At 68.7% G+C, this 22,710-nt stretch carries 25 protein-coding genes; 12 read left to right on the plus strand and 13 right to left on the minus strand.

All coding sequences use genetic code 11. The annotated features are described in order from the left end of the window. Positions 1–200 precede the first annotated feature (200 nt). From fliR to fliF, 13 genes are all read right to left on the minus strand, one after another. Positions 201–998: a flagellar biosynthetic protein FliR gene (gene fliR / locus J2739_RS13165; RefSeq protein ID WP_309902297.1), complete on the minus strand. Its 798-nt coding sequence runs from the start codon at positions 996–998 to the stop codon at positions 201–203. A gap of 31 nt (positions 999–1,029) precedes the next feature. Beyond that, a complete protein-coding gene (gene fliQ, locus J2739_RS13170; protein WP_309902299.1) occupies positions 1,030–1,299 on the minus strand; it encodes a flagellar biosynthesis protein FliQ in 270 nt (89 codons plus the stop codon). A gap of 14 nt (positions 1,300–1,313) precedes the next feature. Beyond that, entirely contained in the window at positions 1,314–2,069 is a 756-nt protein-coding gene (gene fliP / locus J2739_RS13175; RefSeq protein ID WP_309902301.1) for a flagellar type III secretion system pore protein FliP, read from the minus strand. After that, complete coding sequence (gene fliO, locus J2739_RS13180; protein WP_309902302.1) at positions 2,069–2,548, minus strand: flagellar biosynthetic protein FliO; 480 nt, start codon at positions 2,546–2,548, stop codon at positions 2,069–2,071. The genes fliP and fliO overlap by 1 nt, the downstream gene beginning before the upstream one ends. Beyond that, positions 2,545–2,988: a flagellar motor switch protein FliN gene (gene fliN / locus J2739_RS13185; protein WP_309902304.1), complete on the minus strand. Its 444-nt coding sequence runs from the start codon at positions 2,986–2,988 to the stop codon at positions 2,545–2,547. The genes fliO and fliN overlap by 4 nt, the downstream gene beginning before the upstream one ends. After that, entirely contained in the window at positions 2,981–3,982 is a 1,002-nt protein-coding gene (fliM, locus tag J2739_RS13190) for a flagellar motor switch protein FliM (protein ID WP_309902305.1), read from the minus strand. The genes fliN and fliM overlap by 8 nt, the downstream gene beginning before the upstream one ends. A gap of 27 nt (positions 3,983–4,009) precedes the next feature. After that, positions 4,010–4,501, minus strand: a complete 492-nt coding sequence (fliL, locus tag J2739_RS13195; protein ID WP_309902307.1) for a flagellar basal body-associated protein FliL — start codon at positions 4,499–4,501, stop codon at positions 4,010–4,012. A gap of 138 nt (positions 4,502–4,639) precedes the next feature. After that, positions 4,640–6,001, minus strand: a complete 1,362-nt coding sequence (locus J2739_RS13200) for a flagellar hook-length control protein FliK (RefSeq protein ID WP_309902309.1) — start codon at positions 5,999–6,001, stop codon at positions 4,640–4,642. A gap of 19 nt (positions 6,002–6,020) precedes the next feature. Next, positions 6,021–6,476, minus strand: coding sequence for a flagellar export protein FliJ (gene fliJ / locus J2739_RS13205; RefSeq protein WP_309902311.1), 456 nt, complete (start codon positions 6,474–6,476; stop codon positions 6,021–6,023). A gap of 19 nt (positions 6,477–6,495) precedes the next feature. Continuing rightward, the gene (gene fliI, locus J2739_RS13210) at positions 6,496–7,896 is read right to left on the minus strand and encodes a flagellar protein export ATPase FliI (RefSeq protein ID WP_309902313.1); all 1,401 of its coding nucleotides are present in this window, start codon (positions 7,894–7,896) and stop codon (positions 6,496–6,498) included. Further along, complete coding sequence (fliH, locus tag J2739_RS13215) at positions 7,896–8,669, minus strand: flagellar assembly protein FliH (RefSeq protein WP_309902315.1); 774 nt, start codon at positions 8,667–8,669, stop codon at positions 7,896–7,898. Before fliH ends, fliI begins: the two co-directional genes overlap by 1 nt. A 2-nt stretch (positions 8,670–8,671) precedes the next feature. Continuing rightward, positions 8,672–9,667, minus strand: a complete 996-nt coding sequence (gene fliG / locus J2739_RS13220; protein WP_309902316.1) for a flagellar motor switch protein FliG — start codon at positions 9,665–9,667, stop codon at positions 8,672–8,674. Then, positions 9,664–11,364 carry a flagellar basal-body MS-ring/collar protein FliF gene (gene fliF, locus J2739_RS13225; protein ID WP_309902318.1) on the minus strand — a complete coding sequence of 567 codons (1,701 nt, stop codon included), beginning with the start codon at positions 11,362–11,364 and terminating at the stop codon, positions 9,664–9,666. Before fliF ends, fliG begins: the two co-directional genes overlap by 4 nt. Positions 11,365–11,628: 264 nt before the next feature. On the opposite strand from fliF, the gene fliE reads away from it, so the two are divergent. The 12 genes from fliE to cheA all read left to right on the plus strand — a co-directional run bounded on the left by fliE (position 11,629) and on the right by cheA (position 22,695). Next, entirely contained in the window at positions 11,629–11,949 is a 321-nt protein-coding gene (fliE, locus tag J2739_RS13230; RefSeq protein ID WP_309902320.1) for a flagellar hook-basal body complex protein FliE, read from the plus strand. A gap of 176 nt (positions 11,950–12,125) precedes the next feature. Then, a complete protein-coding gene (locus tag J2739_RS13235; protein WP_309902322.1) occupies positions 12,126–13,451 on the plus strand; it encodes a FliC/FljB family flagellin in 1,326 nt (441 codons plus the stop codon). A 114-nt stretch (positions 13,452–13,565) separates the two neighbouring features. Next, positions 13,566–15,008 (plus strand): flagellar filament capping protein FliD, encoded by a 1,443-nt coding sequence (gene fliD / locus J2739_RS13240; protein ID WP_309902324.1) that lies wholly within the window; start codon positions 13,566–13,568, stop codon positions 15,006–15,008. A 19-nt stretch (positions 15,009–15,027) separates the two neighbouring features. After that, the gene (gene fliS, locus J2739_RS13245; protein WP_309902326.1) at positions 15,028–15,435 is read left to right on the plus strand and encodes a flagellar export chaperone FliS; all 408 of its coding nucleotides are present in this window, start codon (positions 15,028–15,030) and stop codon (positions 15,433–15,435) included. Positions 15,436–15,460: 25 nt separating this feature from the next. After that, the gene (locus J2739_RS13250; protein WP_309902328.1) at positions 15,461–15,790 is read left to right on the plus strand and encodes a flagellar protein FliT; all 330 of its coding nucleotides are present in this window, start codon (positions 15,461–15,463) and stop codon (positions 15,788–15,790) included. A 16-nt stretch (positions 15,791–15,806) separates the two neighbouring features. After that, on the plus strand, positions 15,807–17,147 hold the full coding sequence (fliK, locus tag J2739_RS13255) for a flagellar hook-length control protein FliK (RefSeq protein WP_309902330.1): 1,341 nt from the start codon (positions 15,807–15,809) through the stop codon (positions 17,145–17,147). Further along, positions 17,144–17,446, plus strand: a complete 303-nt coding sequence (locus J2739_RS13260; RefSeq protein ID WP_309902332.1) for an EscU/YscU/HrcU family type III secretion system export apparatus switch protein — start codon at positions 17,144–17,146, stop codon at positions 17,444–17,446. The genes fliK and J2739_RS13260 overlap by 4 nt, the downstream gene beginning before the upstream one ends. 245 nt (positions 17,447–17,691) lie before the next feature. Beyond that, on the plus strand, positions 17,692–18,066 hold the full coding sequence (gene flhD / locus J2739_RS13265; RefSeq protein WP_309902334.1) for a flagellar transcriptional regulator FlhD: 375 nt from the start codon (positions 17,692–17,694) through the stop codon (positions 18,064–18,066). 44 nt (positions 18,067–18,110) lie between these two features. Beyond that, the gene (gene flhC, locus J2739_RS13270) at positions 18,111–18,770 is read left to right on the plus strand and encodes a flagellar transcriptional regulator FlhC (protein ID WP_309903004.1); all 660 of its coding nucleotides are present in this window, start codon (positions 18,111–18,113) and stop codon (positions 18,768–18,770) included. Positions 18,771–18,815: 45 nt separating this feature from the next. Then, on the plus strand, positions 18,816–19,676 hold the full coding sequence (gene motA / locus J2739_RS13275) for a flagellar motor stator protein MotA (RefSeq protein WP_309902336.1): 861 nt from the start codon (positions 18,816–18,818) through the stop codon (positions 19,674–19,676). A gap of 18 nt (positions 19,677–19,694) precedes the next feature. After that, positions 19,695–20,639: a flagellar motor protein MotB gene (gene motB / locus J2739_RS13280; protein WP_309902338.1), complete on the plus strand. Its 945-nt coding sequence runs from the start codon at positions 19,695–19,697 to the stop codon at positions 20,637–20,639. Between the two features lie 31 nt (positions 20,640–20,670). Beyond that, a complete protein-coding gene (cheA, locus tag J2739_RS13285) occupies positions 20,671–22,695 on the plus strand; it encodes a chemotaxis protein CheA (protein ID WP_309902340.1) in 2,025 nt (674 codons plus the stop codon). Positions 22,696–22,710: the final 15 nt, after the last annotated feature.

Genomic DNA, 22,710 nt, shown 5'->3' on the forward strand with positions numbered 1-22,710 from the left:
GGGCAAGCATCCGGCAACGAGCGATCGCATGCCCGAGACGAACTGGGTTCGACTTGAGCGTGCGGTCGAAGTCGGGTGCAGTTGTACCTCAACCACTAGGGTCGCTTCCTCCTGCCGGCACGTCGCTCCAGCGGCACAGGCTCAGCAGGCTATGGGCGAGCAGGATGCCGCATCGCGCCGTGCCCCCGGATCGCCCTTCCTCAAGGCCGCAACCCCTGCATCAACGCCATCACCGACGCCATCCCGCTCGTGAAGCGCGGCGCCAGAAACGCACCCAGCTGCGGCATCAGCAACTGCAGCATCCCGATCCCCGCCAGCAGCGTCAGCGGAAAGCCCACCGCGAAGATGCTGAACTGGGGCGAGGCGCGGTTGAGAATGCCCATCGCCAGGTTCAGCGTAAGCAGCGCGGTGACCAGCGGCAGCGCCAGCATGAAGCCGGTCGCGAAAATCTGCGCGCCGCCGCGCACCAGCAGCAGCCAGCCCTGCGCCGCCAGCGGGGCGTCGGCGATCGGCAGGGCCTGGAAGCTCCCGGCCAGCGCCTCCACCAGCAGCAAGTGACCGTCCAGCGCGAGAAAGATCAGCATCGCCAGCATGTGCAGCAGACGCGCCACCACCATGGTCGCGCCGCCGCTCATCGGATCGAAGAAGGACGCGAAGGAAAGGCCCATCTGCAGGCCCACGTACTCGCCCGCGGCCAGCACGGCGGCGAACATCAGTCGCATCGTGAAGCCGATGGCCGCGCCGATCAGCACCTGCTGCACCAGGATCCAGATGCCGCCGATCGAGACCACCGGCACCTGCGGCATCGCCGGCAGCGCGGGCGCCAGCGCGATGGCGAGCAGCGCCGCGATCGCCACCTTGAGCTGCCGCGGCACGGTCGGTTCGCCAAAGATCGGCGCGGTGCCGACCAACGCCAGCATGCGCACGAAGGGCCAGAGGAAGGTCACCATCCAGGCGTTCAGCTCCGCCGACGTGACGGAGAAGACCGAAGGGTTCATGGGGGGCAATCGCCTACCGGCCGAGCGACGCTCACGCCACCAGCTGCGGGATGCTCGAGAACAGCGTGCGGATGTAGTCCACCATGTGGCCCAGCATCCACGGCCCGGCGATCACCAGCACCGCGAACACGGCCAGCAGCTTCGGGATGAAGGACAGCGTGGCCTCGTTGATCTGCGTCGCGGCCTGGAAGATGCTGATGACCAGCCCCACCACCAGCGCCACCAGCAGCAGCGGCGCGCCGAGCAGGAGCGAGACGTGGATGGCCTGGCTGCCGATGGACATGACCGATTCGGGTGTCATTCCTGGATTCCGATCTACGTGAAGAAGCTCTGGGCCAGCGCGCCGATGAGCAGTTGCCAGCCGTCGGCCATGACGAAGAGCATGAGCTTGAAGGGCAAGGCGATGGAAGCGGGCGGCACCATCATCATCCCCATCGACATCAGCACGCTGGCGACCACCAGGTCGATGATCAGGAAGGGCATGAAGATGGTGAAGCCGATCTGGAAGGCGGTCTTCAGCTCGCTGATGACGAAGGAGGGCAGCAGGATGCGCAGCGGCACGTCCTCCGGCCCTTCCATCGCCGGCACCTTGGCGAGCTTCGCGAACAGCGCAAGATCGTTCTCGCGCGTCTGCTTGAGCATGAAGGTCTTGAAGGGCGCGATGCCGCGTTCGAGCGCGCGCTCGGTGCTGATCTTGTTCTCGGAAAGCGGCTTGTAGGCCTCGTCGTAGACCTTGTCGAAGACCGGGGCCATCACGAAGAAGGTGAGGAACAGCGAGAGGCCGACGAGGATCTGGTTGGGCGGCGAGGACTGGGTGCCCAGCGCCGTGCGCAGCAGGCCCAGCACGATCAGGATGCGGGTGAAGCTGGTCATCGACAGCAGCAGCGCCGGCAGGAAGCTCAGCGAGGTCAGCAGCACCAGGGTCTGCACGCTGAGCGACCAGGTCTGGCTGCCGCCCGGCCCGGGCGTGCTGGTGAGGCCCGGCAGGCCCTGAGCGAAGGCGAACGCGGGCAGGCACAGCGCGAGCAGCAGGCCTGCGCGACGCAGGTGGCGGCGAAAGGCGCTTCGCATCAGGCGCCCGGCTTGGCCTGGATGCCGAGGGATTCGCGCAGCTTCTGCGCAAACAGGTCGACGGCTTTCGTGCTGCCGCCGACCGCGGCAGCCGGTGCCGCGGGCAGCACCTGCGCCGGCAGCGAATGCAGCGCGTTGACCTGGCTCGCGGTGACGCCCAGCACCAGCCAGGTCTCGCCCACCTCCACCACGACCACGCGCTCGCGCTGGCCGACCATGGTGCTGCCCACCACCTTCAGCAGCGAACTGCCGCCGAAGCGCGGCAGGCCGAAGCGCCGCACCAGCCAGGCGCACAGGAAGATCAGGCCGAGCACCAGCACCATGCCCAGCCCGGCTTGCAGCAGGCCGGAGCTGCCGACGGCCGGCGCCGCCTCGGCGGCGGGCGCGGGCACGGTGGGCAGGGCCGCGTGCGCGCACAGCAGGCTCGCACAGGCCGCCAGCGCGGCCGTGCCGCGCGCGCAAGAGCGGATCGGCGTCATGAACGGCTGAGCTTCTGCATGCGCTCGGAGGGCGTGACGATGTCGGTCAGGCGAATGCCGTACTTCTCGTTCACCACCACCACCTCGCCCTGCGCGATCAGGTAGCCGTTGATCAGCACGTCCAGCGGCTGGCCGGCCAGGCCGTCGAGCTCCACCACCGAGCCTTGCGACAGCTGCAGCAGGTTCTTGATGGTGATGCGCGTGCGTCCGATCTCGGCCATCAGCTGCACCGGCACGTCGAGGATGCGCTCGATGTCCACCGAGGCCGCCGCACCGGCGGGGGTGTTCTGCAGCGGCTGGAAGACCTGGGCACCGGCCGGCGCGGCCACGGGCGCGGGTGCGCTGGCGGGCGGGGGCGCGGGTGCGGAGGCCGCGGTCTGCTCGGCCAGGGCACTGGCCCAGTCGTCCATGTCGCCGCCGGAGGAAGTGTTGTCAGTCATGGTCGCTCTTCGGATCGCTGTCTTGGTGGGAGATCATCTGTTGCACGCGCAGCGCATAGCGTTCGTTGGAAACGCCGTAGCCGCACTCCATCACGGGAATGCCGTCGACGCGCGCGAGCACGGTGGCGGGCAGTTCGATGGGCAGCACGTCGCCCACCTGCAAGCGCATCAGTTCGCCGATGGTGGTGTCGATGGTCACGAAGTCGGCAGTCAGCGCGACGTCGGCGCTCTGCATCTGCTGCGACATCTGCTTGACCCAGCGCTTGTCGACTTCGACCTCGTCCTGCACGGGGTTGGACAGCTGGTCGCGGATCGGCTCGATCATCGAGTAGGGGATGCACACGTGCAGGAAGCCGCCCACCGGGCCGAACTCGATCTGCAGCGTGGTGGTGATCACCACCTCGTTGGGTGCCACGATGTTGGCGAGCTTGCCGTGCATCTCGGCGCGGATGTAGTCGAAGGCCAGCGGGAACACCGGCTGCCAGGCCTCGCCGTAGCACTGCAGGCTGAGGTTGAGCAGGCGCTTGATGATGCGCTGCTCGGTGCGCGTGAAGTCGCGCCCCTCGACCCGCACGTGGTAACGGCCGTCGCTGCCGAACAGGTTGTCGACCACCAGGAAGACCAGCTTCGGGTCGAACACGAACAGCGCCGTGCCGCGCAGCGGCTTCATGTGCAGCATGTTGATGTTGGTCGGCACCGGCAGGTGCCGCACGAACTCGCCGTACTGCTGGATCTGGATCTGCTCGACCGAGATATCCGGGCTGCGGCGCATGAAGTTCAGCAGGGCGCTGCGCAGGTTCCGCGCGAAGCGGTCGTTGATGACCTCGAGCGTGTGCATCCGCCCGCGCACCACACGGTCGGGCGCGCCGAGGTCGTAGACGGGCAGGCCCTCGGTACGGGGCTCGGGTGCGCGGCGCTGGTCGACGGCGCCGCCGGTGACGCCCGACAGCAGCGCATCGACCTCGTCCTGCGACAGCACCTGTTCATAGGCCATGGGTGATGTGTCCGATGCGGAGGCTGATCACTGCACCACGAAGGTGTTGAAGGAGACGCCGGCGATCGCCTGCGGCGGTGCGCCGGCAGAGAGCGGCCGGTTGAGCTCGGTGCGGATCTCCTCGGCGAGCCTGGCCTTGTCCTGCGTCGAGAGCAGCGTTTCGGGCTGGCGGTTCGAGAGCAGCAGCAGCAGGCGGCTGCGCAGCTCGGGCATGAACTCGACCAGCTGCGCCTTGGCCGCTTCGTCGTTGACCTTGAGCGCCATGCCGATGTGCAGGAAGCGGCTGCGGCCCTCGGACTGCACGTTGACGGTCAGCGGCTCCAGGGTCACGAAGATCGGCTTGGGCATCGTGTTGGAAGGCGCGGCGGCCGGTGCCTCATGCGCGAACAGGCGGCTTCGGCTCAATGCATAGCCGCCGCCGGCCAGCGCGGCCAGGCTGGCGACGAGCAGCAGCCCGATCAGCAGCTTCGAGGAGCGCGGCGCCGCGGCAGCGGAGGGAAGGGAGGTACTGGTGGCCATGGGAAGCAACGTTAGGTTGGTCTTATTCTTGGTCGAGGGGCGGCGAAACGAAGCGCCGATCAAGCGCGGGAAAAGGCCTCAGATCGCGCGTTCGTTTCCGCCGCGCGCGAAGGGCGCAAGGCTGCGGCGTCGGCCATGTCAAGCGAAGGTGTCGACGCCGGCGTTGCGCGATGGCGCGGATGTGCGCGTGGGCACCGGAGCGACCGCGGATTCGCCGCGGCCGCCGCCCGGGTACGCAGCGCCGTTCGCCGACGCGCCCTGGCGCTGCTCCTGCTGCTGCGCGAAGCCGCCCGCGCCGGCCCAGGGCCGCGACTCGGCGCCGACCGAGGTCTGGCCCAGGCTGATGCCTTGTTCGGCCAGCGTGCTGCGCAATTGCGGCAGCGCCGCCTCGACCGCCTTGCGCACCGACTCGTGCGCGGAGACGAACATGGCCTGGGCCTGGTTGTCGCCGACGCTGAGGGTGATCTTGAGCGGGCCGAGACCTGCCGGGTTGAGGTTGAGCTCGGCCACCTGCTGGCCGCCGGCGCTCATGCGCACCATTTGATGGCCCAGCGCCGGGGCCCATTCGGCACTGCCGACGGGCGGTGAAATCGTCTGGGCCGGTGCAGGGCTGGCCGCGGGGAGGGCACGGTCCAGCGCGGGCTGCATCGGGGCGGCCGATGCGAGCACGGCGGGTGGCGCGGCGGGCGTGGAGGCGGACTCCGTGTCCGTCGCGCTTGCGGGAAGGGCGGGTTCCGCGGCGACGGGCTTGGCCTCGCCGACGTCGAGCGAAGGCGTGGACGCGGCAGCCTTCGCATCGGTGGCGGCCAACGTCGTGCCGGCCGCGCCCGCCAGTTTCGCGGACGGCAGGGCGCTGGCCAGCGGCGCCGCCGATGGGGCGGCCGCGGCTGGCTGCGCGAGGGTCGCGGTGCTCGCGCCGGGGGCCGGCGTCGCAGGCAGCGCGAGGCCATTGTTCGACGGCGCGGCCGAGGCGCCGGCCGCCGTGGTCCCGTCCACGCGCCTTATGGTTGCCGCGGGCTCGGCGTGCCGGCCCGCGCCGTCGTCCTCGGCGGGCGCGGCATCGGCCGTGCCCGCCGTGCCGGTGCCGGAGGCCGATGCGGCAGCGGCCGTCGCCGCGAGCGATGCATCCTTCCGCACGGCCGCGTCGGTCGCTTGCAGTGCCGCCGCGCCCGTGCCGGTGCCGCCGGCCGCGAATGCGGTGGCTGTCGGCGCTGCGGGCACGGTCTGCGGCGCGAACAGTGCGATGGTCAGCAGCGCCGAGCCCGGCTCGTCCGTCTTGCCGACGTGCCGGCCCGGCTTCCGTGGCGTGCTCGCGGCATCGGTGCTGGCCGCTTCGTCGGCATCCTGCGCCTGGCGCGCGCCGGCGCGCGAACGTTCCAGCGCAGCACCGAAGCTGCGTGCGCCGTCGTCGTCGCCGCCAAAGCGGCCGCGCGGACCGGCGGAGGGGGCCGGCTGCGCCGGACTCGCGGGGAGGGCCACGGACGGAATGAAGGTGGACATGGCGGTTCCTGGAGAAGGATCAGAAATTCGGTTGGGCGGCGCGGTCGATGAACTTGCGCGCCGCGCGCTCGTCGCTGTCGCGCTGCTCGCGCTTGGCCTGCGCGGCGAGCTCCTGGCGGCGCAGGCGATCGGCCAGGGTGTCGAAGGAGTTGAGGCGCCGCGCCTGGTGCTGCCAGTCGCCGCGCCCGCGGTCCAGCCGCAGCCCGGCTTGCTTGAGGATGGCGCGCTGCTGCTCGATGGCGCCGTCGAGCGTGCCGAGGAAGTTGTTGAAGTTGCGCCATTGCGAGGCCGGCAGGCCGTGCGCCATCAGCGACTGCAGCTGCTGGGCATAGTCATGGCGGTACTGCAGCAGCAGGTCCAGCTTCTGGTGCGCGCTGACCTGCGCGCTCTGCAGCAGGCCCAGGCGGCGTGCCGCCTCCTCCTTCTGCGTGCGGGCCAGCTCCTGCAGGGTGTCGAGGGGAAGCTTCCTGGTCATCGTGAGCGCCTTGCGGGGGTCAATCGAACACACCGGCCATGCGCGCCACCGAGCCTGCATAGTCGGTGCGCTCGTCCATCCCCTGCTGCAGGAAGGCCTCCAGCTTGGGATAGAGGGCGATCGCCTGGTCCAGCTGCAGGTCGTGTCCCGGCGCGTAGGCGCCGACGCTGATCAGGTCGCGGTTGCGCTGGTAGCGCGACAGCATCTGCTTGAAGCGGCGCACGGTGTCGAACTGCGCGGGCGGGATCAGCGCCGTCATCGCGCGGCTGATCGAGGCCTCGATGTCGATCGCCGGGTAGTGCCCGGCCTCGGCCAGCGTGCGCGACAGCACCACGTGGCCGTCGAGGATGGCGCGCGCGGAGTCGGCGATCGGGTCCTGCTGGTCGTCGCCCTCGGAGAGCACGGTGTAGAAGGCGGTGATCGAGCCGCCGCGGCCCTGTGCGTCGCGCGCGCCGTTGCCGGCGCGCTCCACCAGCGCGGGCAGCTTGGCGAAGACCGAAGGCGGATAGCCCTTGGTGGCGGGCGGCTCGCCCACCGCCAGCGCGATCTCGCGCTGTGCCATCGCGTAGCGGGTGAGCGAGTCCATGATCAGCAGCACGTCCTTGCCCTGGTCGCGGAAGTACTCGGCCAGGCAGGTCGCGTAGGCCGCGCCCTGCAGGCGCAGCAGCGGCGAGTTGTCGGCCGGGGCGGCGACCACCACGGCGCGCGCCAGGCCTTCCTTGCCCAGCGTGTTCTCGATGAAGTCCTTGACCTCGCGTCCGCGCTCGCCGATCAGGCCGACCACGATCACCTCGGCGCTGGTGTAACGCGCCATCATCCCGAGCAGCACGCTCTTGCCCACGCCGGAGCCGGCGAACAGGCCCATGCGCTGGCCGCGGCCGACGGTCAGCATGGCGTTGATGGCGCGCACGCCGGTGTCGAGCACGGCGTCGATGGGCGCACGGGTCAGCGGGTTGATGGGCGGTGCGCTGAGCGGCACCTTGCGGGCGACGTCCAGCGGGCCGAGCCCGTCGAGCGGGCGGCCGACGGCGTCGACCACGCGGCCCAGCATGCCTTCGCCCACCGGCAGGCGCTTGGTGTGGGTGTCGCCCCCGTGATCGGCCATGCCGGGCCGCGCGAACACGCGCGCGCCGGGCAGCAGACCGGCCACCTCCGTCTGCGGCATCAGGAACAGGCGATCGCCGGCGAAGCCGACCACCTCGGCCTCGGCATGCCGATGGGGATAGCCGGGCGGCAGTTCGATCAGGCAGTCGCTGCCCACGGGCAGTTGCAGGCCGATGGCTTCCAGCACCAGGCCGACGGCGCGCGTAAGGCGGCCGGAGTGGGTGATGGTGGCGGCGGTTCGGTTGACGTCGACGCGCGCCTGCGAAAGCGTGGCGAGCCAGGACTGCAGGTGCGGATTGGCGGTGGCGGTCGGCATCAGAGCTCCGCTGCGCCGATGTCGCGGGTGAGTGCCGCGGTCACGCTTTTCCAGCGGGTTTCCAGGCTGGCGTCCATCTCGCCGCTGGCGGACTGCACGCGGCAGCCGCCGCGCGCCAGGCTGTCGTCGGCGCGCAGCTGCCAGCCGGCGATCTGCAGCTCGTTGCCCAGGCTGTTCTTCACCAGCGCAAGGTCTTCCGGATGCAGCAGCAGCCGCGGCTCGCCTTGCAGCGCGGGCTCGGCATGCAGCAGGTCCTGCACCAGCGGCAGCACCCAGTCGGGCTCGGCGCGCAACGTGCGGTGCACCACCTGGCGTGCCACGTCCAGGGCCAGTGTGAGGATGGCGTCGGCCAGCTCGCTTTCGGCGCGGCGCAGCGCGGCCGGCAGCGTGGCGGCCAGCGCGCGCAGCTGCTCGGCGTGCGCGCTGGCGGCGGCGAGCCCGCAGGCCAGGCCCTCCGCATGGCCTTTGGCGCGGCCCTTGGCCAGGCCTTCGCGGTGGCCTTCGGCACGACCCTGGTTGCGCGCCTCGAGGCGCAGGCGGGAGAGCTCGTTGTCGCGCGCAAGCGCTTCGGCGTCGACACGCGGAACGACCAGGGCATGCACGTTGTTGTCGCGCGCCGCGTCCTCGCTCTCGAGCGTGCCCATTTCCCAGCGCTGCCAGGCCGACAGCACCGGCCTGGCGGCGGGCTCTGGCGCGGCGGGCGGCCGCGCAGGCGCGTAGGCCGATGCCAGCCGCGCGCCGGAAGCGAATGAAGCATTTCTGGACGGGTTCATGATCAGACGAAGTCGTCCGTGCCCGGGGCGGCGATCACGACTTCGCCAGCATCGGCAAGGCGGCGCACCACTTGCAGGATGGCCTTCTGCTCGGCTTCGACCTGCGACACCCGCACCGGGCCGCGCAGCTCGATGTCCTCGCGCAGCGTTTCGGCGGCGCGCTGCGACATGTTCTTGAGGAACTTGTCGCGCAGCTCCTGCGTCGAGCCCTTGAGCGCCACGATGAGCGATTCGGATTCCACGTCCTTGAGCACGCGCTGGATGAAGCGGTCTTCCAGGTCCAGCAGGTTCTCGAACACGAACATCTCCTCGACGATGCGCTGCGCCAGGCCCTCGTCGTGCTCGCGCACATGGGCGATCGCTTCTTCCTCCTGCGCGGTGCTCATGAGGTTGACGATCTCGGCCGCGGTGCGCACACCGCCCAGGCGGCTGCGCTTGAGACCCTCGCCCGAGAGCATCTCGGTCAGCACGTCGGTGAGCTCGGCCAGCGCCGCCGGCTGTACGCCGCCGAAGGTGGCCACGCGCATGATCACGTCGTGGCGCAGGCGCACCGGCAGCTTCTCGAGCACCTCGGAGGCTTTCTTGCGGTCCAGGTGGATCAGCAGCGTGGCGAGGATCTGCGGGTGCTCGTCGCGGATCAGCTCCACCACCTCGCCGGCTTCCAGGTCGTTGAGGCGCTCGATGCCGCCGTGCGGCTCGTCGGGCTGCAGGATGTCCTCCAGCAGGTTGCTGGCCCGGTCGTCGCCCAGCGCCTTGCGCAGCACCGCGCGGATGTAGCTGCCCGAGCCCAGGTGCAGGGCGGAGAGCTGCTCGGTCTCCAGGCGGAATTCGGAGAGGACCGCTGCCAGTTCTTCCTTCGATACCTGGCTGAGCTTGGCCATCGCCGCGCCCAGGGCCTGCACCTCGGTGGTGGGCAGGTGGTGCAGGGTGGCGGCCGCGCGGTCCTCGCCGAGGGACATCAGCAGGATGGCGGCTTTTCGGGTGCCAACGGCGCTCATGGATTCATCCAGTGCTTGATCAAGGTCGCCACCAGCCGCGGGTCCTGCTCGGCGGTCTGCTGCACGTAATCGAGGTCGGCCTGGCGGCGCTCGGCTTCGCGCTGGAGCGCGCTCAGCTGGGCCGCGCTCGCCTCGTCATCGGAATCGGCGGCGGCGGCCGGGGGGTCCGCTTCGGGCGCGGCCGCGCGTGGCGGCGCCAGGTGCTTGCGCAGCAGCGGACGGAGCACGGCGAACCAGGCGAACAGGGCGAGCACGCCGATCAGCAGGTACTGGCCGATGCTCTTGGCAAGCTCGATGTTGTCGCGGTCCTTCCAGACGGGCACCTCGGCCTGCGGGTCGTCCTGGCCGTCGCGGGCGAATGCGCTGTTCAGCACGTTGAGCGAGTCGCCGCGCTCCTGGCTGTAGCCCATGGCTTCCTTGACCAGGTTGCGGATCTGGTCGAGCTCGGCCGGCGTCAGGGCGCGGGCCTTGCCGTCGGCGCTGCCCAGGTTGTTCACCACCACGGCCACCGACAGCCGCTTGACCGCGCCGGCGCCCTGCTGCACGTGGCGGATCGAGCGGTCGAGCTCGTAGTTGGTGGTCGAGTCCTTGCGCGAGCTGCTGGGGCCGGCGGGCGCGGTGCTGGTGGTCGCCGTCGTCGTGGTGTTCGCGCCGGGCGGCGTGGCGCCATTGGCGGGCCCGTTGGCCGGCGGCCGCGGCGCGGTGATCGGTGCGCTCGGATTCATCGGCGGCTGGTTCGACAGCGCGCCCGGCACGCCGCCCGGCGGGGTGGCGCCCAGCTGGTTCGATTCGCTGGACTGCACGCTGCGCACCGCGGCATTGCGCGGGTCCTGGTTGGGCGCGAACTTCTCCTCGGTGCGCTCGACCACCGAGAAGTCGATGTCGGCCGCGACCTGGGCCCGCACATTGCTCGCGCCGAGGATGGGTTGCAGGATCGCCTCGATGCGGCGGATGTAGCCTTGCTCGATCTCCTGCGCGTACTTGAGCTGGCTCACGTCCAGCCCGCGCGCGCCGGCATTGGCAGCCGACAGCAGGTTGCCGCGCTGGTCCACCACCGTCACGCTCTTGGGGTCCAGCTCCGGCACGCTGCTGGAGATCATGTGGACGATGGCGCTGACCTGGCCTTCGTCGATGCTGCGGCCGCGGTGCAGGCTCAGCACCACCGAGGCCGACGGCTTCTTCTGCTCGCGCACGAAGAGCGATGGCTTGGGCAGCGCGAGGTGGACGCGGGCCGACTCGACGGTGCCGATGGATTCGATGGAGCGCGCCAGCTCGCCCTCGAGGCCGCGCTGGTAGTTGACTTGCTCGGCGAACTGGCTGGTGCCGAACTTCTGGTTGTCCATCAGCTCGAAGCCCACGCCGCCGCCCTTGGGCAGGCCCTGGGCCGCGAGCTTGAGCCGCACTTCGGGGACCTTGTCGCCGGCGATCAGGATCGCGCTGCCGCCCTCGGCGAACCGGTAGGGCACGTTCATCTGCGTCAGCGAGGCGATGATCGCGCCGCCGTCGCGGTCGGAGACGTTGGTGTAGAGCACCTTGTAGTCCGGCTGCCGGCTCCACAGCATGAAGGCCGCGGCGGCCGCGACCAGCGCCGCGGCGCCGACGATCAGCGGCAGCTTGGGTTGGGCGCGCAGCCGTTCCAGGAACGCGGCCGCGGGCGGCGCTGCCGGCATCGCGCCCGCAGGCGCTGCCGTGCTCATGCGCAGGCCCCGGCGAAGGCCGGAGCGTGGCGGAGCGGGTGAAGTCGTCGAAGAGGAGTCATGCGTTGAAGTCGCGAGCAGCCTTTTTGTGTCGCGATCGATTCTCGGCAGCGCTCGCCAATTCGATTGGTCGAACAGCCGGGGTTTTTGCCGTCAGTTGGCCGCTTCTCTTTCGCAGCCCCGCTGTTACGCTGAAAACACGCGGGAGTGCCATGGCGCTTCTGTTTCCAACGCCAGCGTCATCCCAGAAAAGAAAAGGTCTTCATGTCCATTTCCGCCATCGAATCCGTCCTGCAGCAGATGCGGGCGACCGCGCTCCAGTCCGGCATTGCGCCGCGCCCCGCCGCCGAGGCGGCCCCGCAGGCGGGCTTCGCCGCCGAGCTCCGGCGATCGCTCGAGGGGATCAGCAGCGCGCAGAACAAGGCCTACGGCCAGGCGGAGGCCTTCGAGCTGGGGCGCCCCGGCGTCGCACTCAACGACGTGATGGTCGACCTGCAGAAGGCCAACGTGGCCTTCCAGACCGGGCTGCAGGTGCGCAACCGACTGGTGGCCGCCTACCAGGAAGTGATGAGCCTGCCGGCCTGATCGGTCCTGTGGGTTGTGGAACCGGCGGGGTGTGCATCTTTTTCGTGCAGACCCTAAAGCTTTGAAGAGACCCGCCGATAACTTCAACAACGATGGCTTGAGTCTCACGGTGGGAGCGGGTCCAGCGTTGCGGCCGGAGGGCCGGATTCCACAACCTTTGTCTACAGGAGTTTGAAATGGCGCAAGTCATCAACACCAACAGTCTCTCCCTGCTCACGCAGAACAACCTCAACGCGTCGCAGTCGTCGTTGAACTCGGCCATCCAGCGTCTGTCGTCCGGCCTGCGCATCAACAGCGCCAAGGACGACGCCGCCGGCCAGGCCATCGCCAACCGCTTCACGGCCAACATCAAGGGCCTGACGCAAGCCCAGCGCAATGCCAACGACGGCATCTCGCTCGCGCAGACGACGGAAGGCGCGCTGAAGGAAGTCAACAACAACCTGCAGCGCGTGCGCGAACTGTCGGTGCAGGCCGCCAACGGCAGCAACTCGTCGAGCGACCTGAAGTCGATCCAGGACGAAATCAACCAGCGCCTCGCTGAAATCGACCGCGTCTCTGCGCAGACCGACTTCAACGGCGTGAAGGTGCTCTCCGGCAACAGCAAGCTGTCCGTCCAAGTCGGCGCGAACGACGGCGAGACCATCGACATCGACCTCAAGAAGATCGATTCCAACTCGCTCGACCTGAGCGGCTTCTCGATCTCGAAGAAGGCCCTGAACGTCGGCGCCGCCGAGCTGACCGTGGACCCGGGCACGGGCGCCCCCAACGCGACCAACCTGAGCGCCGCCGCAACGGCCCTGTCGACCGCCACGGGCAAGACCGTGGGCGCCGGCGACCTGTCGCTGCACAACGTGAAGGACGCCACCGGCGCCGCCACCGACCAGTACGTCGTGAAGTTCGGCGACGACTTCTACGCGGCCTCGGTCGATTCCGCCACCGGCTCGGTGGACATCAACACTGTCGACGTCGACTTCGCCGACGCGGCCAACGGCATCGTGACCGGCTCGCCCGTCACGCTGACGGCGCAGCTGGTCAAGGTCGGTGCCGACGCCGCCGGCGCCGCCCAGGCCTACGTCACCGTGCAAGGCAAGAACTACACGGTCAACAACGACTCACTGGTGGACGCCGACAGCACGACCGTGACGCAAGGCACGCCGGCCGGTGCGCCGATCGAGCTGAGCTCCGCCGGCGCCGTGACCGCCACCACCGAATTCGCCGGTGCCTCGACCGTCGATCCGCTGAAGAAGCTGGACGCCGCGCTCAAGATGGTGGACGACCTGCGCAGCTCGCTGGGTGCGGTGCAGAACCGTTTCGACTCCACCATCTCGAACCTCGGCACCACGGTGACCAACCTGTCCTCCTCGCGCTCGCGCATCGAAGACGCCGACTACGCGACCGAAGTGTCGAACATGACCCGCGCGCAGATCCTGCAGCAGGCCGGTACCTCGGTGCTGGCGCAGGCCAACCAGACCACGCAGGGCGTGCTGTCGCTGCTGCGCTGATCGAAGAAGAACATCGCAGGTCTTCCGGGCGCAAGCCCGGCGGCGCCTGCGCTGTCCCCTGCGGCCTGGAATTCGCAGGCCGCAGGGGACAGCGAAGCAAGAAGGAACGCATTCATGGCATCGATCAGCAGCCTGGGCATCGGCTCCAACCTGGACCTGAGCACCCTGCTTTCCAATCTCCAGACCGCGGAAAGCCAGCCGCTGGTGCAATTGCAGCAGCGCCAGGTCAGCTTCACGAGCAAGCTCTCTGCCTACGGCCAGCTGCAGAGCGCGCTGAACACCCTGCAAACCGCGGCCAGGAAGCTGGGCGACCCGGCGTTCTTCCAGGGCGTGAAGGCCACCGCCGGTGCCGCCGACGTGCTCTCGGCGAGCGCCGGCGCGACCGCGTCGGCCGGTACGTACAGCATCAACGTCACTCAGCTCGCGCAGGCGCAGTCGGTGGTGGCGGCCGGCCAGGCCAGCGCCAAGACCGCCATCGGCACCGGCACACTGACCATCGATTTCGGCACCATCGCCGGCGGCAGCTACGACGCGGTGACCGGCAAGTACAGCGGTGCGAGCTTCACGCCCGACGCGACCCGCACGGCCAAGACCATCACCATCGATACGGGCAACAACACGCTCGAAGGTATCCGCGATGCGGTCAACGCGGCCAAGGCCGGGGTGGCTGCCAGCATCGTGAACGACGGCAGCGGCACGCCCAACCGCCTGGTGCTCACGTCGACCGAGACCGGCAAGATCTCCAGCATGCGCATTGCCGTCACCGGCGACGCGGCACTGTCGGACCTGCTGGCCCACGATCCGGCGGGCACGCAGAACCTGCAGCAGACCCTCCCGGCGCAGAACGCCGAGCTCACGGTCAACGGCATCGCCGTCACCAGCGCGAGCAACACGGTGAAGGAATCGATCCAGGGCGTGACGCTGAACGCGCTGAAGCTCGGCACCAGCAGCCTCGGCGTGGCACGCGACACGGGCAGTGTCGAGAGCGCGATCAACGACTTCGTCAAGGCGTACAACGCGTTGCAGAGCACGGCCGGCACCTTGACCGCTTTCGACGCCGACAGCAAGACCGGCGCGGCCCTGCTGGGCGACTCGACGCTGCGCAACATCCAGGTCAGCCTTCGGCAGGCGCTCACCTCGCCGCAGAGCGGCGGCACCATGGCGACGCTGTCGGAGGTCGGCGTCGGTTTCGAGAAGGACGGCACGATGAGCGTCAATGCCGACAAGCTGAAGACCGCGCTTGCCAACGACCTGGACGGCGTGGCCGGCCTGTTCTCGAGCGCCGGCGGCAGCACGGCGGGCTATGGCAAGCAGCTGAGCGCGCTGGTCGACAAGGTCACCGGCACGGGTGGTGCCCTCAAGGTCGCCACCGACGGCATGACCCAGTCGCTGAAGGACCTCGACAAGCAGTACGACGAGATGAAGGCCCGCGTGGACACCAAGGTCGAGTATTACCGCGCGCAGTTCACCCAGCTGGACCTGCTGGTCAGCCGGATGAACAGCACCAGCAGCTACCTCACGCAGCAGTTCCAGAGCATGGCGAACAGCGGCAAGTAAGCCTCGGCAAGGAGCAACCATGTACACCCCCCATACCCATCGGACCGGCGCCGGCGCCTATGCGCGGCTCGGCGTCGAAACGCAGGCCATGAGCGCCTCGCCGCACCAGCTCATCTGCATGCTGTTCGACGGCGCCGCCGCCGCCATCGGCATGGCGCGCCACCACCTGGCGAGCGGCGACATCGCGGCCAAGGGCAAGGCGATCTCCAAGGCGATCGCGATCGTGGACAACGGCCTGAAGGCCGGGCTGGACGCCAAGGCCGCGGGCCCCGAGGGCGCCGACCTGGTGGACCGGCTGGCATCGCTGTACGACTACGTGATCCGCCGCCTGTTGCAGGCCAACCTGCACGACGACCCGCGCGCACTCGACGAGGCCGAGGCCCTGCTGGAGAACGTGGCGTCGGCGTGGCGCGAGATCGATCAGTGAAGCGCGACGAGAACGAAAGAAAAAGATGGCAGCCAGAAGCGAAGTCGTCCATTGCTATGCCCAGCTCGCCTCGATCCTGTCGCTGATGGCGGCACTGGCGCGGGCGAAGGAATGGGACCGGCTTCCCGAACTCGAAGCGCAATGCACCGGGGTGATCGAGCGCCTGCGCACCGTCTCGCCGCAGGAGTCGCTGGACACCGCGCAGGTCGAGGAGGTGCGCCGCCTGATGCAGCGCATCCAGGCCGACCAGCGGACGGTGTGCGAGCTGGTCAAGCCGCAGCTGGCGCACCTGGTCGCCACCATGGCCGACCTGCAGAACCGCAACGAGCTCGACAGGGCTTACGGAACCCGGTGAGGCGCAATCCACCGGCATGAACAAGCTCGGCGCCCCGGTCGACAACACATTGCTGGCCGCGAAGCTCGCGCCGCGGCTGGCGCTGGTCGCGCTGCAGCAGGGGCAGGTCGCGACCGACGCAGCCGCCGGGCCGGTGGTCCAGATCAGTCCCGTCGTCAACGATGTCCGCCTTCCTTCCCACCTCGCGCTGGGGCGCCAGCTGCCGGCCGGCCTGTCCGCTCCCCCGGCACCGGGCGAGGCGGCGGCCGCGGCGCCCGGCGCGGCGCAGCTGTCCGCGGCGGCGCGGGTGATCGGTGCGCTGCTGGCGGAGCTCCCGGACGCAGGGCCGGTTCGTGCAGCGTTGCCGCTGTGGCCTGCCGCGCAAGAGGCGCCTGCGGGGGCGGTGCTGGCGGGCGCACTGGCGCAGGCCGTGGATCGCAGCGGACTCTTCTACGAGTCCCATCTGATTCAGTTCGCCACGGGTACGCGCACGCTGGCCCAGATGGCACAGGAGCCGCAGGCGCGCTGGGCGCCTTCGATGCCGGCGCGCGGCGATGCGGCTGCGCCTGTCACCGGCGTGGATGCAGCGGCGCGCTTGGCGCACGAGGCCGCGCCTGCGGCCGGGGCGGCGGCAACGGTGCGGACCATGCCCGCGCCCTCGCTGCCGATGGCTGCAGACGCGCCGGCGGGGAGTGCTGCGGATCGCAGGGAGGCCGTCGCGTCATGGCCCCCGCAGGACCCTCGGGGCGCGGTCATGCAGGAGGCGATGCCATCCTTTTCCGGCAGCGCTGACGCAGTGCCGGCCCTCGATGCCGAGCGCGTGCGCACGGCCTACCGTGCAGGCGAAGCCGCCTCCATCACGGCGCCCTTCAAGGCGATGTCCGAGCAACCCGCCGAGACGCTGGCCGCCCGGCATGGCCGCGCCGCTGTCGGGCTGGGCCCGTTCGCCGCGCCGTCAGCAGGGGCGGGCGAAGTCATTCATCCTCAGACCGCGACCGTGGTGCACCAGCAGCTCGACCTGCTGGCCACCGCGATCTTCCGCTGGACCGGCCAGGCCTGGCCTGCAGTGGCGATGGACTGGTCGATCCAGGAGGAGGGCGCCCGCGAGGGCGACGACGCGCAAGAGCAGGCGCCGCGGCGCTGGACGACGACCCTGTCGCTGGAACTGCCGCGCATGGGCGCAGTCGAGCTGCGGCTTTCGCTCGCCGGCGGTGTGGTGCAGGGCCGGTTCGTGGCGAGCCAAGCCATGGCCGCGAGCCGCATGCGCTCGCACGGCTCCGCGCTCGAGCAGCGCTTCGAGGCGGCGGGGCTTCGGCTGCAAGGGCTGCAGATCCGCGAGCGAAGCAGCGCAGCGACGAAGCCGGAGGCGGGTCGATGACCGCGGCCGGCAGCGAACGCCCGAGCGCGGTCGCCCTCTCTTACCCGGACAAGGCGCCGGCCCCGATCGTCGTGGCCAAGGGCTACGGCGTGGTGGCCGAATCGATCATGCGCGAGGCCCGCGACAACGGGCTCTACGTCCATGCCTCGCCCGACCTGATCCGACTGCTGATGCAGGTCGACCTGGACCAGCAGATCCCGCCCGAGCTGTACCTGGCGGTGGCTGAGGTGATGGCCTGGATCCATGGCTTGGAACAGGCCGAGGATGCCGCCGTTCAGCGAAGTCCCGGGCGAAGTTAATTTAATACTTTTGTTGCTCTGCCGGTCGCGGCCTTAATTGTGGGAGGCAAAAATTACTACTTTCTTCTGTCGTATTAGACGGTCCCGTTTTTATGAAAAAACATGAGTTTTGCTCAAGCGGCAAACGCCCGGATGACCGTGTTGTAGGACAAGGCGTACAAAGTCCGTAATTTATTCCTCACTTCCCCGAACATAAACCAGCCAAAGTTACAAATCATAAGCAGGCTGCATACACTCGAGTCTTGATGGAATGGAGTGCAAAAGTGGAAATGGATAAGGTTATGAACGAGGCAAACGGCGACATTTCAAAAGAAATCGGGGACATCAATCTTGCCTACATGCTGCTCGCGCAGAAGCTCGTCAAGCACGACCGCGCGGCCGCCATGCTCAAGCTGGGCGTAAGCCGCGAATTGGCCGACATGCTGGCCGGCATGTCGCTCGCCCAGATCCTCAAGCTGGCGACCTCGAACTTCTTGCTGTGCAGCTTCCGCCTGGACGACCATCCCTCGATGTCGGCTGTCGTCGGCGAGGAAAAAGACTCCCTGCTGCAGCAAGCCCACATGTCGATCCTCATGTCGGCACGACGGCTCCAGATGCGTGAAGCCGGCGCGGTGGCATGAGCGGCGCGCGCTCGCTCCAGGGTGCTCGCAGCGCTGTTGACGATATGTCGGCCCCGTCGGCCGGGGGCAGCCGGGCCACGCAGAAAAGCGTGCTGCGCGAAGTGCGTGAGGTCCAGCTGGCGATCGAGCTCATCGAGCTCGGGGCGCGCCTGCAGTTCCTAGAAGCCGAGGTGGACCTGAGCCGCGAACGGCTCATCCGCCTCTACAAGGAACTCAGGGGAGTTTCCCCGCCCAAGGGATTGCTGCCTTTTTCCACCGATTGGTACATGACGTGGCTGGCCAATATTCATTCGTCGATGTTTTACAACATGTATCAATTCATGTTGACGCACGCGAACGAGAGCGGCTTGCAGGCGCTGATCAAGAGCTATCGCCTTTATATGGAGCAAATTGAATCGCTGGGCGGAGAAAGTGTGCTGGATTTCACGCGTGCCTACACCATGGTGCGCTTTTTCAACAGCGACATGCTGCAGTTGAGCACCTGCTGCCGTTGCGGCGGCCGGTTCGTGGCGCACGCCCACGACAGCAAGAACGGCTACGTGTGCGTCCTGTGCCGCCCGCCATCGCGCGCGGGCAAGGTGCGCGGCGCGAAGCGTGCCTGCGCAGGCACCACGAACGAAACCGGACTTCAGAAACTGGCTTCCCCTGCCGATAAACCGGAGGTGGCGCCCATCGAACGGGCACCGCAGACGGTCCTGCCCTGAAGGCAGGTTCTCGGTTCGATGCCCTGAGGGGCAGAGGGGAAGCGCGTGCTGGTTCTGGTTGGCTATCTGGTGGTCGTGGGGGCCGTCTTCGGCGGCTATGCCCTGATGGGCGGCCACTTCGGCGTCCTGTTCCAGCCGGTGGAGCTGCTGATGATCGGCGGCGCCGCCCTCGGCGCCTTCATCGCCGGCAACAACGGCAAGACCATCAAGGCCACCCTCAAGGAGCTGCCCTTGCTCCTGCGCTCGTCCAAGCACAACCGGCAGCTCTACATGGACCTGCTGGCGCTGCTCTACGAGCTGCTGGCCAAGGCGCGCAAGGAAGGGATGATGAAGCTCGAGACCGACGTCGAAGCGCCGGCCTCCAGCGAGATCTTCGCGCGCTATCCCAACATCCTGGGCGACCCCAGCATGATGGAGTTCCTCTGCGACTACCTGCGCCTGGTGATCAGCGGCAACACCGACGCCTTCGAGATCGAGGCCCTGATGGATCACGAGATCGAGACCATCAAGCACGAGGCCGAGGTGCCGAGCCACAGCCTCTCGCGCATCGCCGACGCGCTGCCGGCACTGGGCATCGTGGCCGCGGTGATGGGCGTGGTCCATGCACTGGGCTCGGCCGACCTGCCGCCTGCCGAGATGGGCGCGCTGATCGCCCACGCCATGGTCGGCACCTTCCTCGGCGTGCTGCTGGCTTATGGCTTCGTGTCGCCGCTGGCTTCGCTGATCGAGCAGAAGGTGGCCGAGGCCATGAAGATGTACCAGTGCGCCAAGGTCACGCTGCTGGCCAGCCTCAACGGCTATGCGCCGCAGCTGGCGGTGGAGTTCGGCCGCAAGGTGCTGTTCTCGACCGAGCGGCCCACCTTCACCGAGCTCGACAGCCATGTGCGCGAAGTCAAGGCTCGATGAGATCGCGAGGGCAAGGACATGAGCGCAGACAAGGGGCGCATCGTCGTCAAGCGCGTTGCCGGTGACGGCAGCGGCGGCCATCACGGCGGCGGCTGGAAGATCGCGTATGCCGACTTCATGACGGCCATGATGGCCTTCTTCCTCGTGATGTGGCTGCTGTCCAATGCCTCGCCCAAGCAGCGCGAAGGCATCGCCGAGCATTTCCGCATGCCGCTGAAAGTGGCGATCAACGGCGGCGAGAAGAGCAGCACCAGCACCAGCGTCATTCCCGGCGGCGGCATGGACCCGGTCACGCAGGTCGACGGCGAGGTCCGCCTGGCGCAGGCCGACATGGAGGACACCGCCGATGCCGACCGCCTGGCCAGCATGAAGAAGCGGCTGGACGACCTGATCGAGAACAGCCCGGTGTTCAAGCAGTTCCGTTCGCAGATCCTGATCGACATCACGACCGAGGGCCTGCGCCTGCAGATCGTGGACAACGAGAACCGCCCGATGTTCGATCTGGCCAGCGCGCGGCTGCTGCCGCACGTGCGCGGCATCCTGCGCGAGATCGGGCCGGTGCTCATGGAACTGCCCAACAAGATCACCTTGTCGGGCCACACCGACGCCGTCGTCTACACCAACGGCGACCGCTCCTATGGCAACTGGGAGCTGTCGGCCGACCGGGCCAACGCGTCGCGCCGCGAGCTCGTGATGGGCGGCATGGCCGAGGACAAGGTGCTGCGCGTGGTCGGCCTGGCCGACAGCATGCACCTGGACAAGGCCGAGCCGCGCAATCCGATCAACCGCCGCATCAGCATCATCGTGCTGAACCACCGCACGCAGCAGCAGATCGAGCGCGAGAACAGCGGCGACGCCGCCGTCGGAACGACGCGTGCCGGTCGCCTCTCGCCGCGGCCCGCGCTGCCGCCGCCCGACAACATCAAGGTGACGGCGTACAAGCCGTCGCTGCAGAAGAACTAGCCCGCCTGAAGAAGCCGGACACGGAGCATCCATGGACCTCAGTCAATTCACACAAGCCTTCTTCGTCGAAGCGGTCGAGCTGCTGGCCGAGATGGAGCAGCTGCTGCTCGCACTCGACGTCGCGTCGCCCGATGACGAGCAGCTCAATGCCATCTTCCGCGCCGCGCACTCGATCAAGGGCGGCGCGGCCACCTTCGGCTTCGCTGCGCTGACAGACACCACGCACCTGCTGGAGACCCTCCTGGACCGGGCGCGCCATGGCCAGCTGAACCTGAACGCTTCGATGATCGATGCCTTTTTGGAAACGAAGGACGCCTTGCAAGAACAACTGACGGCCTACCAGGCGGGCAAAGAACCGGAGCCTGAGAGGGTGGCGCACATCTGCGCCGTACTGCGACAGCTGGCGCTGGAGAACGGCGCCGCCGAGCCCGCGCCTGCGCCGGCGCCGGCGCCAGCCCCGGTGGCAGCCGCCGCGCCCACGCCGTCGGCGTCCGCGGCGCAGAGCGCGCTGCGCGTGCGCTTCTCGCGCCTGTCCGAGAGCGAATGCGAACTGCTCGCCGACGAGCTGGGCAACCTGGGCAAGCTGCTGTCGCGCACGCGTTCCGGCGACCAGCTGACCGTGCTGCTCGAGACCACCTGCAGCCCCGACGACATCATTGCGGTGTGCTGCTTCGTCATCGACGAATCGCAGATCGAGATCACGCGCGAGGCGGCGGCGCCCGAAGCCGCGGCACCGGCCGCCGAAGCCTCGGCTCCCGCGGCCGCGGAAAGCCTGCAAGTCCAGGCGCCCAGGGCGGTGGCCGCCGCCGGCGTACCGGCCGCGGCGAACGCCAAGGAGTCGAGCTCGATCCGCGTCGACGTGGAGAAGGTCGACCAGCTGATCAACCTGGTCGGCGAGCTGGTGATCACGCAGTCGATGCTGACGCAGGCCGCCACCATGCTGGACCCGGTGGCCTACGAGCGCTTCCTGAGCGGCCTCGGCCACCTGGAACGCAACGCGCGCGATCTGCAGGAGTCGGTGATGTCCATTCGCATGATGCCGATGGACTATGTGTTCAGCCGCTTCCCGCGCGTGATCCGCGATGTCAGCGCCAAGCTCGGCAAGCAGGTGCGGCTCGACACCTACGGCAAGGAAACCGAGCTCGACAAGGGCCTGATCGAGCGCATCGTGGACCCGCTCACGCACCTGGTGCGCAACAGCCTGGACCACGGCATCGAGACGCCCGAGCTGCGCCTGGCCAAGGGCAAGGAAGCCACTGGCCAGCTGCTGCTGTCCGCCCAGCACCACGGCGGCAATATCGTGATCGAGGTCAGCGACGACGGCGCCGGATTGAACCGCGGCAAGATCCTCGCGAAGGCCCGCCAGCAGGGCCTGGCGGTGAGCGACGGCATGCCCGACGAGGAGGTGTGGCAGCTGATCTTCGCGCCCGGCTTCTCCACCGCCGAGCAGGTCACCGACATCTCGGGCCGCGGCGTGGGCATGGACGTGGTCAAGCGCAACATCCAGGAGATGGGCGGCCACGTGGAGATCAGCTCGCGCGAAGGCCGCGGCACCACCACCCGCATCGTGCTGCCGCTGACGCTCGCCATCCTCAACGGCATGTCGGTCAAGGTCGGCGAGGAGGCCTACATCCTGCCGCTGAGCTATGTCATCGAATCGCTGCAGCCGCAGGCGGAGCATCTGCACTCGATCACCGCCGACGGCCATGTGATCAAGGTGCGCGGCGAATACCTGCCGTTGATCGAGCTGCACCGCGTGTTCGACGTGGCCGGCGCGCAAACCCAACCGACGCAGGGCATCCTGGTGATCGTGCAGGCCGACGACGCGCGCTTCGCGCTGCTGGTGGACGAGCTGCTCGGCCAGCACCAGGTCGTCGTGAAGAACCTCGAGACCAACTACCGCAAGGTGCCCGGCATCTCGGCCGCGACCATCCTGGGCGATGGCAGCGTGGCCTTCATCATCGACGTCGGCGCCATGCCGCGCATTCAGCGGGCCCGGGCGGCCAGTGCCGCCGCGCTGGCGATCGCGTCCAGGACGCACGCGATCGCGGCCTGAGCGCACGGGAGACCC

Source organism: Variovorax soli (assembly GCF_031454625.1).
GTDB lineage: Bacteria > Pseudomonadota > Gammaproteobacteria > Burkholderiales > Burkholderiaceae_C > Variovorax > Variovorax soli_A.

Excerpts from the sequence above, each read along its gene's own strand:
- fliR (WP_309902297.1), bottom strand. The coding sequence starts at position 998 with ATGAACCCTTCGGTCTTCTCCGTCACGTCGGCGGAGCTGAACGCCTGG.
- fliQ (WP_309902299.1), bottom strand. The coding sequence starts at position 1,299 with ATGACACCCGAATCGGTCATGTCCATCGGCAGCCAGGCCATCCACGTC.
- fliP (WP_309902301.1), bottom strand. The coding sequence starts at position 2,069 with ATGCGAAGCGCCTTTCGCCGCCACCTGCGTCGCGCAGGCCTGCTGCTC.
- fliO (WP_309902302.1), bottom strand. The coding sequence starts at position 2,548 with ATGACGCCGATCCGCTCTTGCGCGCGCGGCACGGCCGCGCTGGCGGCC.
- fliN (WP_309902304.1), bottom strand. The coding sequence starts at position 2,988 with ATGACTGACAACACTTCCTCCGGCGGCGACATGGACGACTGGGCCAGT.
- fliM (WP_309902305.1), bottom strand. The coding sequence starts at position 3,982 with ATGGCCTATGAACAGGTGCTGTCGCAGGACGAGGTCGATGCGCTGCTG.
- fliL (WP_309902307.1), bottom strand. The coding sequence starts at position 4,501 with ATGGCCACCAGTACCTCCCTTCCCTCCGCTGCCGCGGCGCCGCGCTCC.
- J2739_RS13200 (WP_309902309.1), bottom strand. The coding sequence starts at position 6,001 with ATGTCCACCTTCATTCCGTCCGTGGCCCTCCCCGCGAGTCCGGCGCAG.
- fliJ (WP_309902311.1), bottom strand. The coding sequence starts at position 6,476 with ATGACCAGGAAGCTTCCCCTCGACACCCTGCAGGAGCTGGCCCGCACG.
- fliI (WP_309902313.1), bottom strand. The coding sequence starts at position 7,896 with ATGCCGACCGCCACCGCCAATCCGCACCTGCAGTCCTGGCTCGCCACG.
- fliH (WP_309902315.1), bottom strand. The coding sequence starts at position 8,669 with ATGAACCCGTCCAGAAATGCTTCATTCGCTTCCGGCGCGCGGCTGGCA.
- fliG (WP_309902316.1), bottom strand. The coding sequence starts at position 9,667 with ATGAGCGCCGTTGGCACCCGAAAAGCCGCCATCCTGCTGATGTCCCTC.
- fliF (WP_309902318.1), bottom strand. The coding sequence starts at position 11,364 with ATGAGCACGGCAGCGCCTGCGGGCGCGATGCCGGCAGCGCCGCCCGCG.
- fliE (WP_309902320.1), top strand. The coding sequence starts at position 11,629 with ATGTCCATTTCCGCCATCGAATCCGTCCTGCAGCAGATGCGGGCGACC.
- J2739_RS13235 (WP_309902322.1), top strand. The coding sequence starts at position 12,126 with ATGGCGCAAGTCATCAACACCAACAGTCTCTCCCTGCTCACGCAGAAC.
- fliD (WP_309902324.1), top strand. The coding sequence starts at position 13,566 with ATGGCATCGATCAGCAGCCTGGGCATCGGCTCCAACCTGGACCTGAGC.
- fliS (WP_309902326.1), top strand. The coding sequence starts at position 15,028 with ATGTACACCCCCCATACCCATCGGACCGGCGCCGGCGCCTATGCGCGG.
- J2739_RS13250 (WP_309902328.1), top strand. The coding sequence starts at position 15,461 with ATGGCAGCCAGAAGCGAAGTCGTCCATTGCTATGCCCAGCTCGCCTCG.
- fliK (WP_309902330.1), top strand. The coding sequence starts at position 15,807 with ATGAACAAGCTCGGCGCCCCGGTCGACAACACATTGCTGGCCGCGAAG.
- J2739_RS13260 (WP_309902332.1), top strand. The coding sequence starts at position 17,144 with ATGACCGCGGCCGGCAGCGAACGCCCGAGCGCGGTCGCCCTCTCTTAC.
- flhD (WP_309902334.1), top strand. The coding sequence starts at position 17,692 with ATGGAATGGAGTGCAAAAGTGGAAATGGATAAGGTTATGAACGAGGCA.
- flhC (WP_309903004.1), top strand. The coding sequence starts at position 18,111 with ATGTCGGCCCCGTCGGCCGGGGGCAGCCGGGCCACGCAGAAAAGCGTG.
- motB (WP_309902338.1), top strand. The coding sequence starts at position 19,695 with ATGAGCGCAGACAAGGGGCGCATCGTCGTCAAGCGCGTTGCCGGTGAC.
- cheA (WP_309902340.1), top strand. The coding sequence starts at position 20,671 with ATGGACCTCAGTCAATTCACACAAGCCTTCTTCGTCGAAGCGGTCGAG.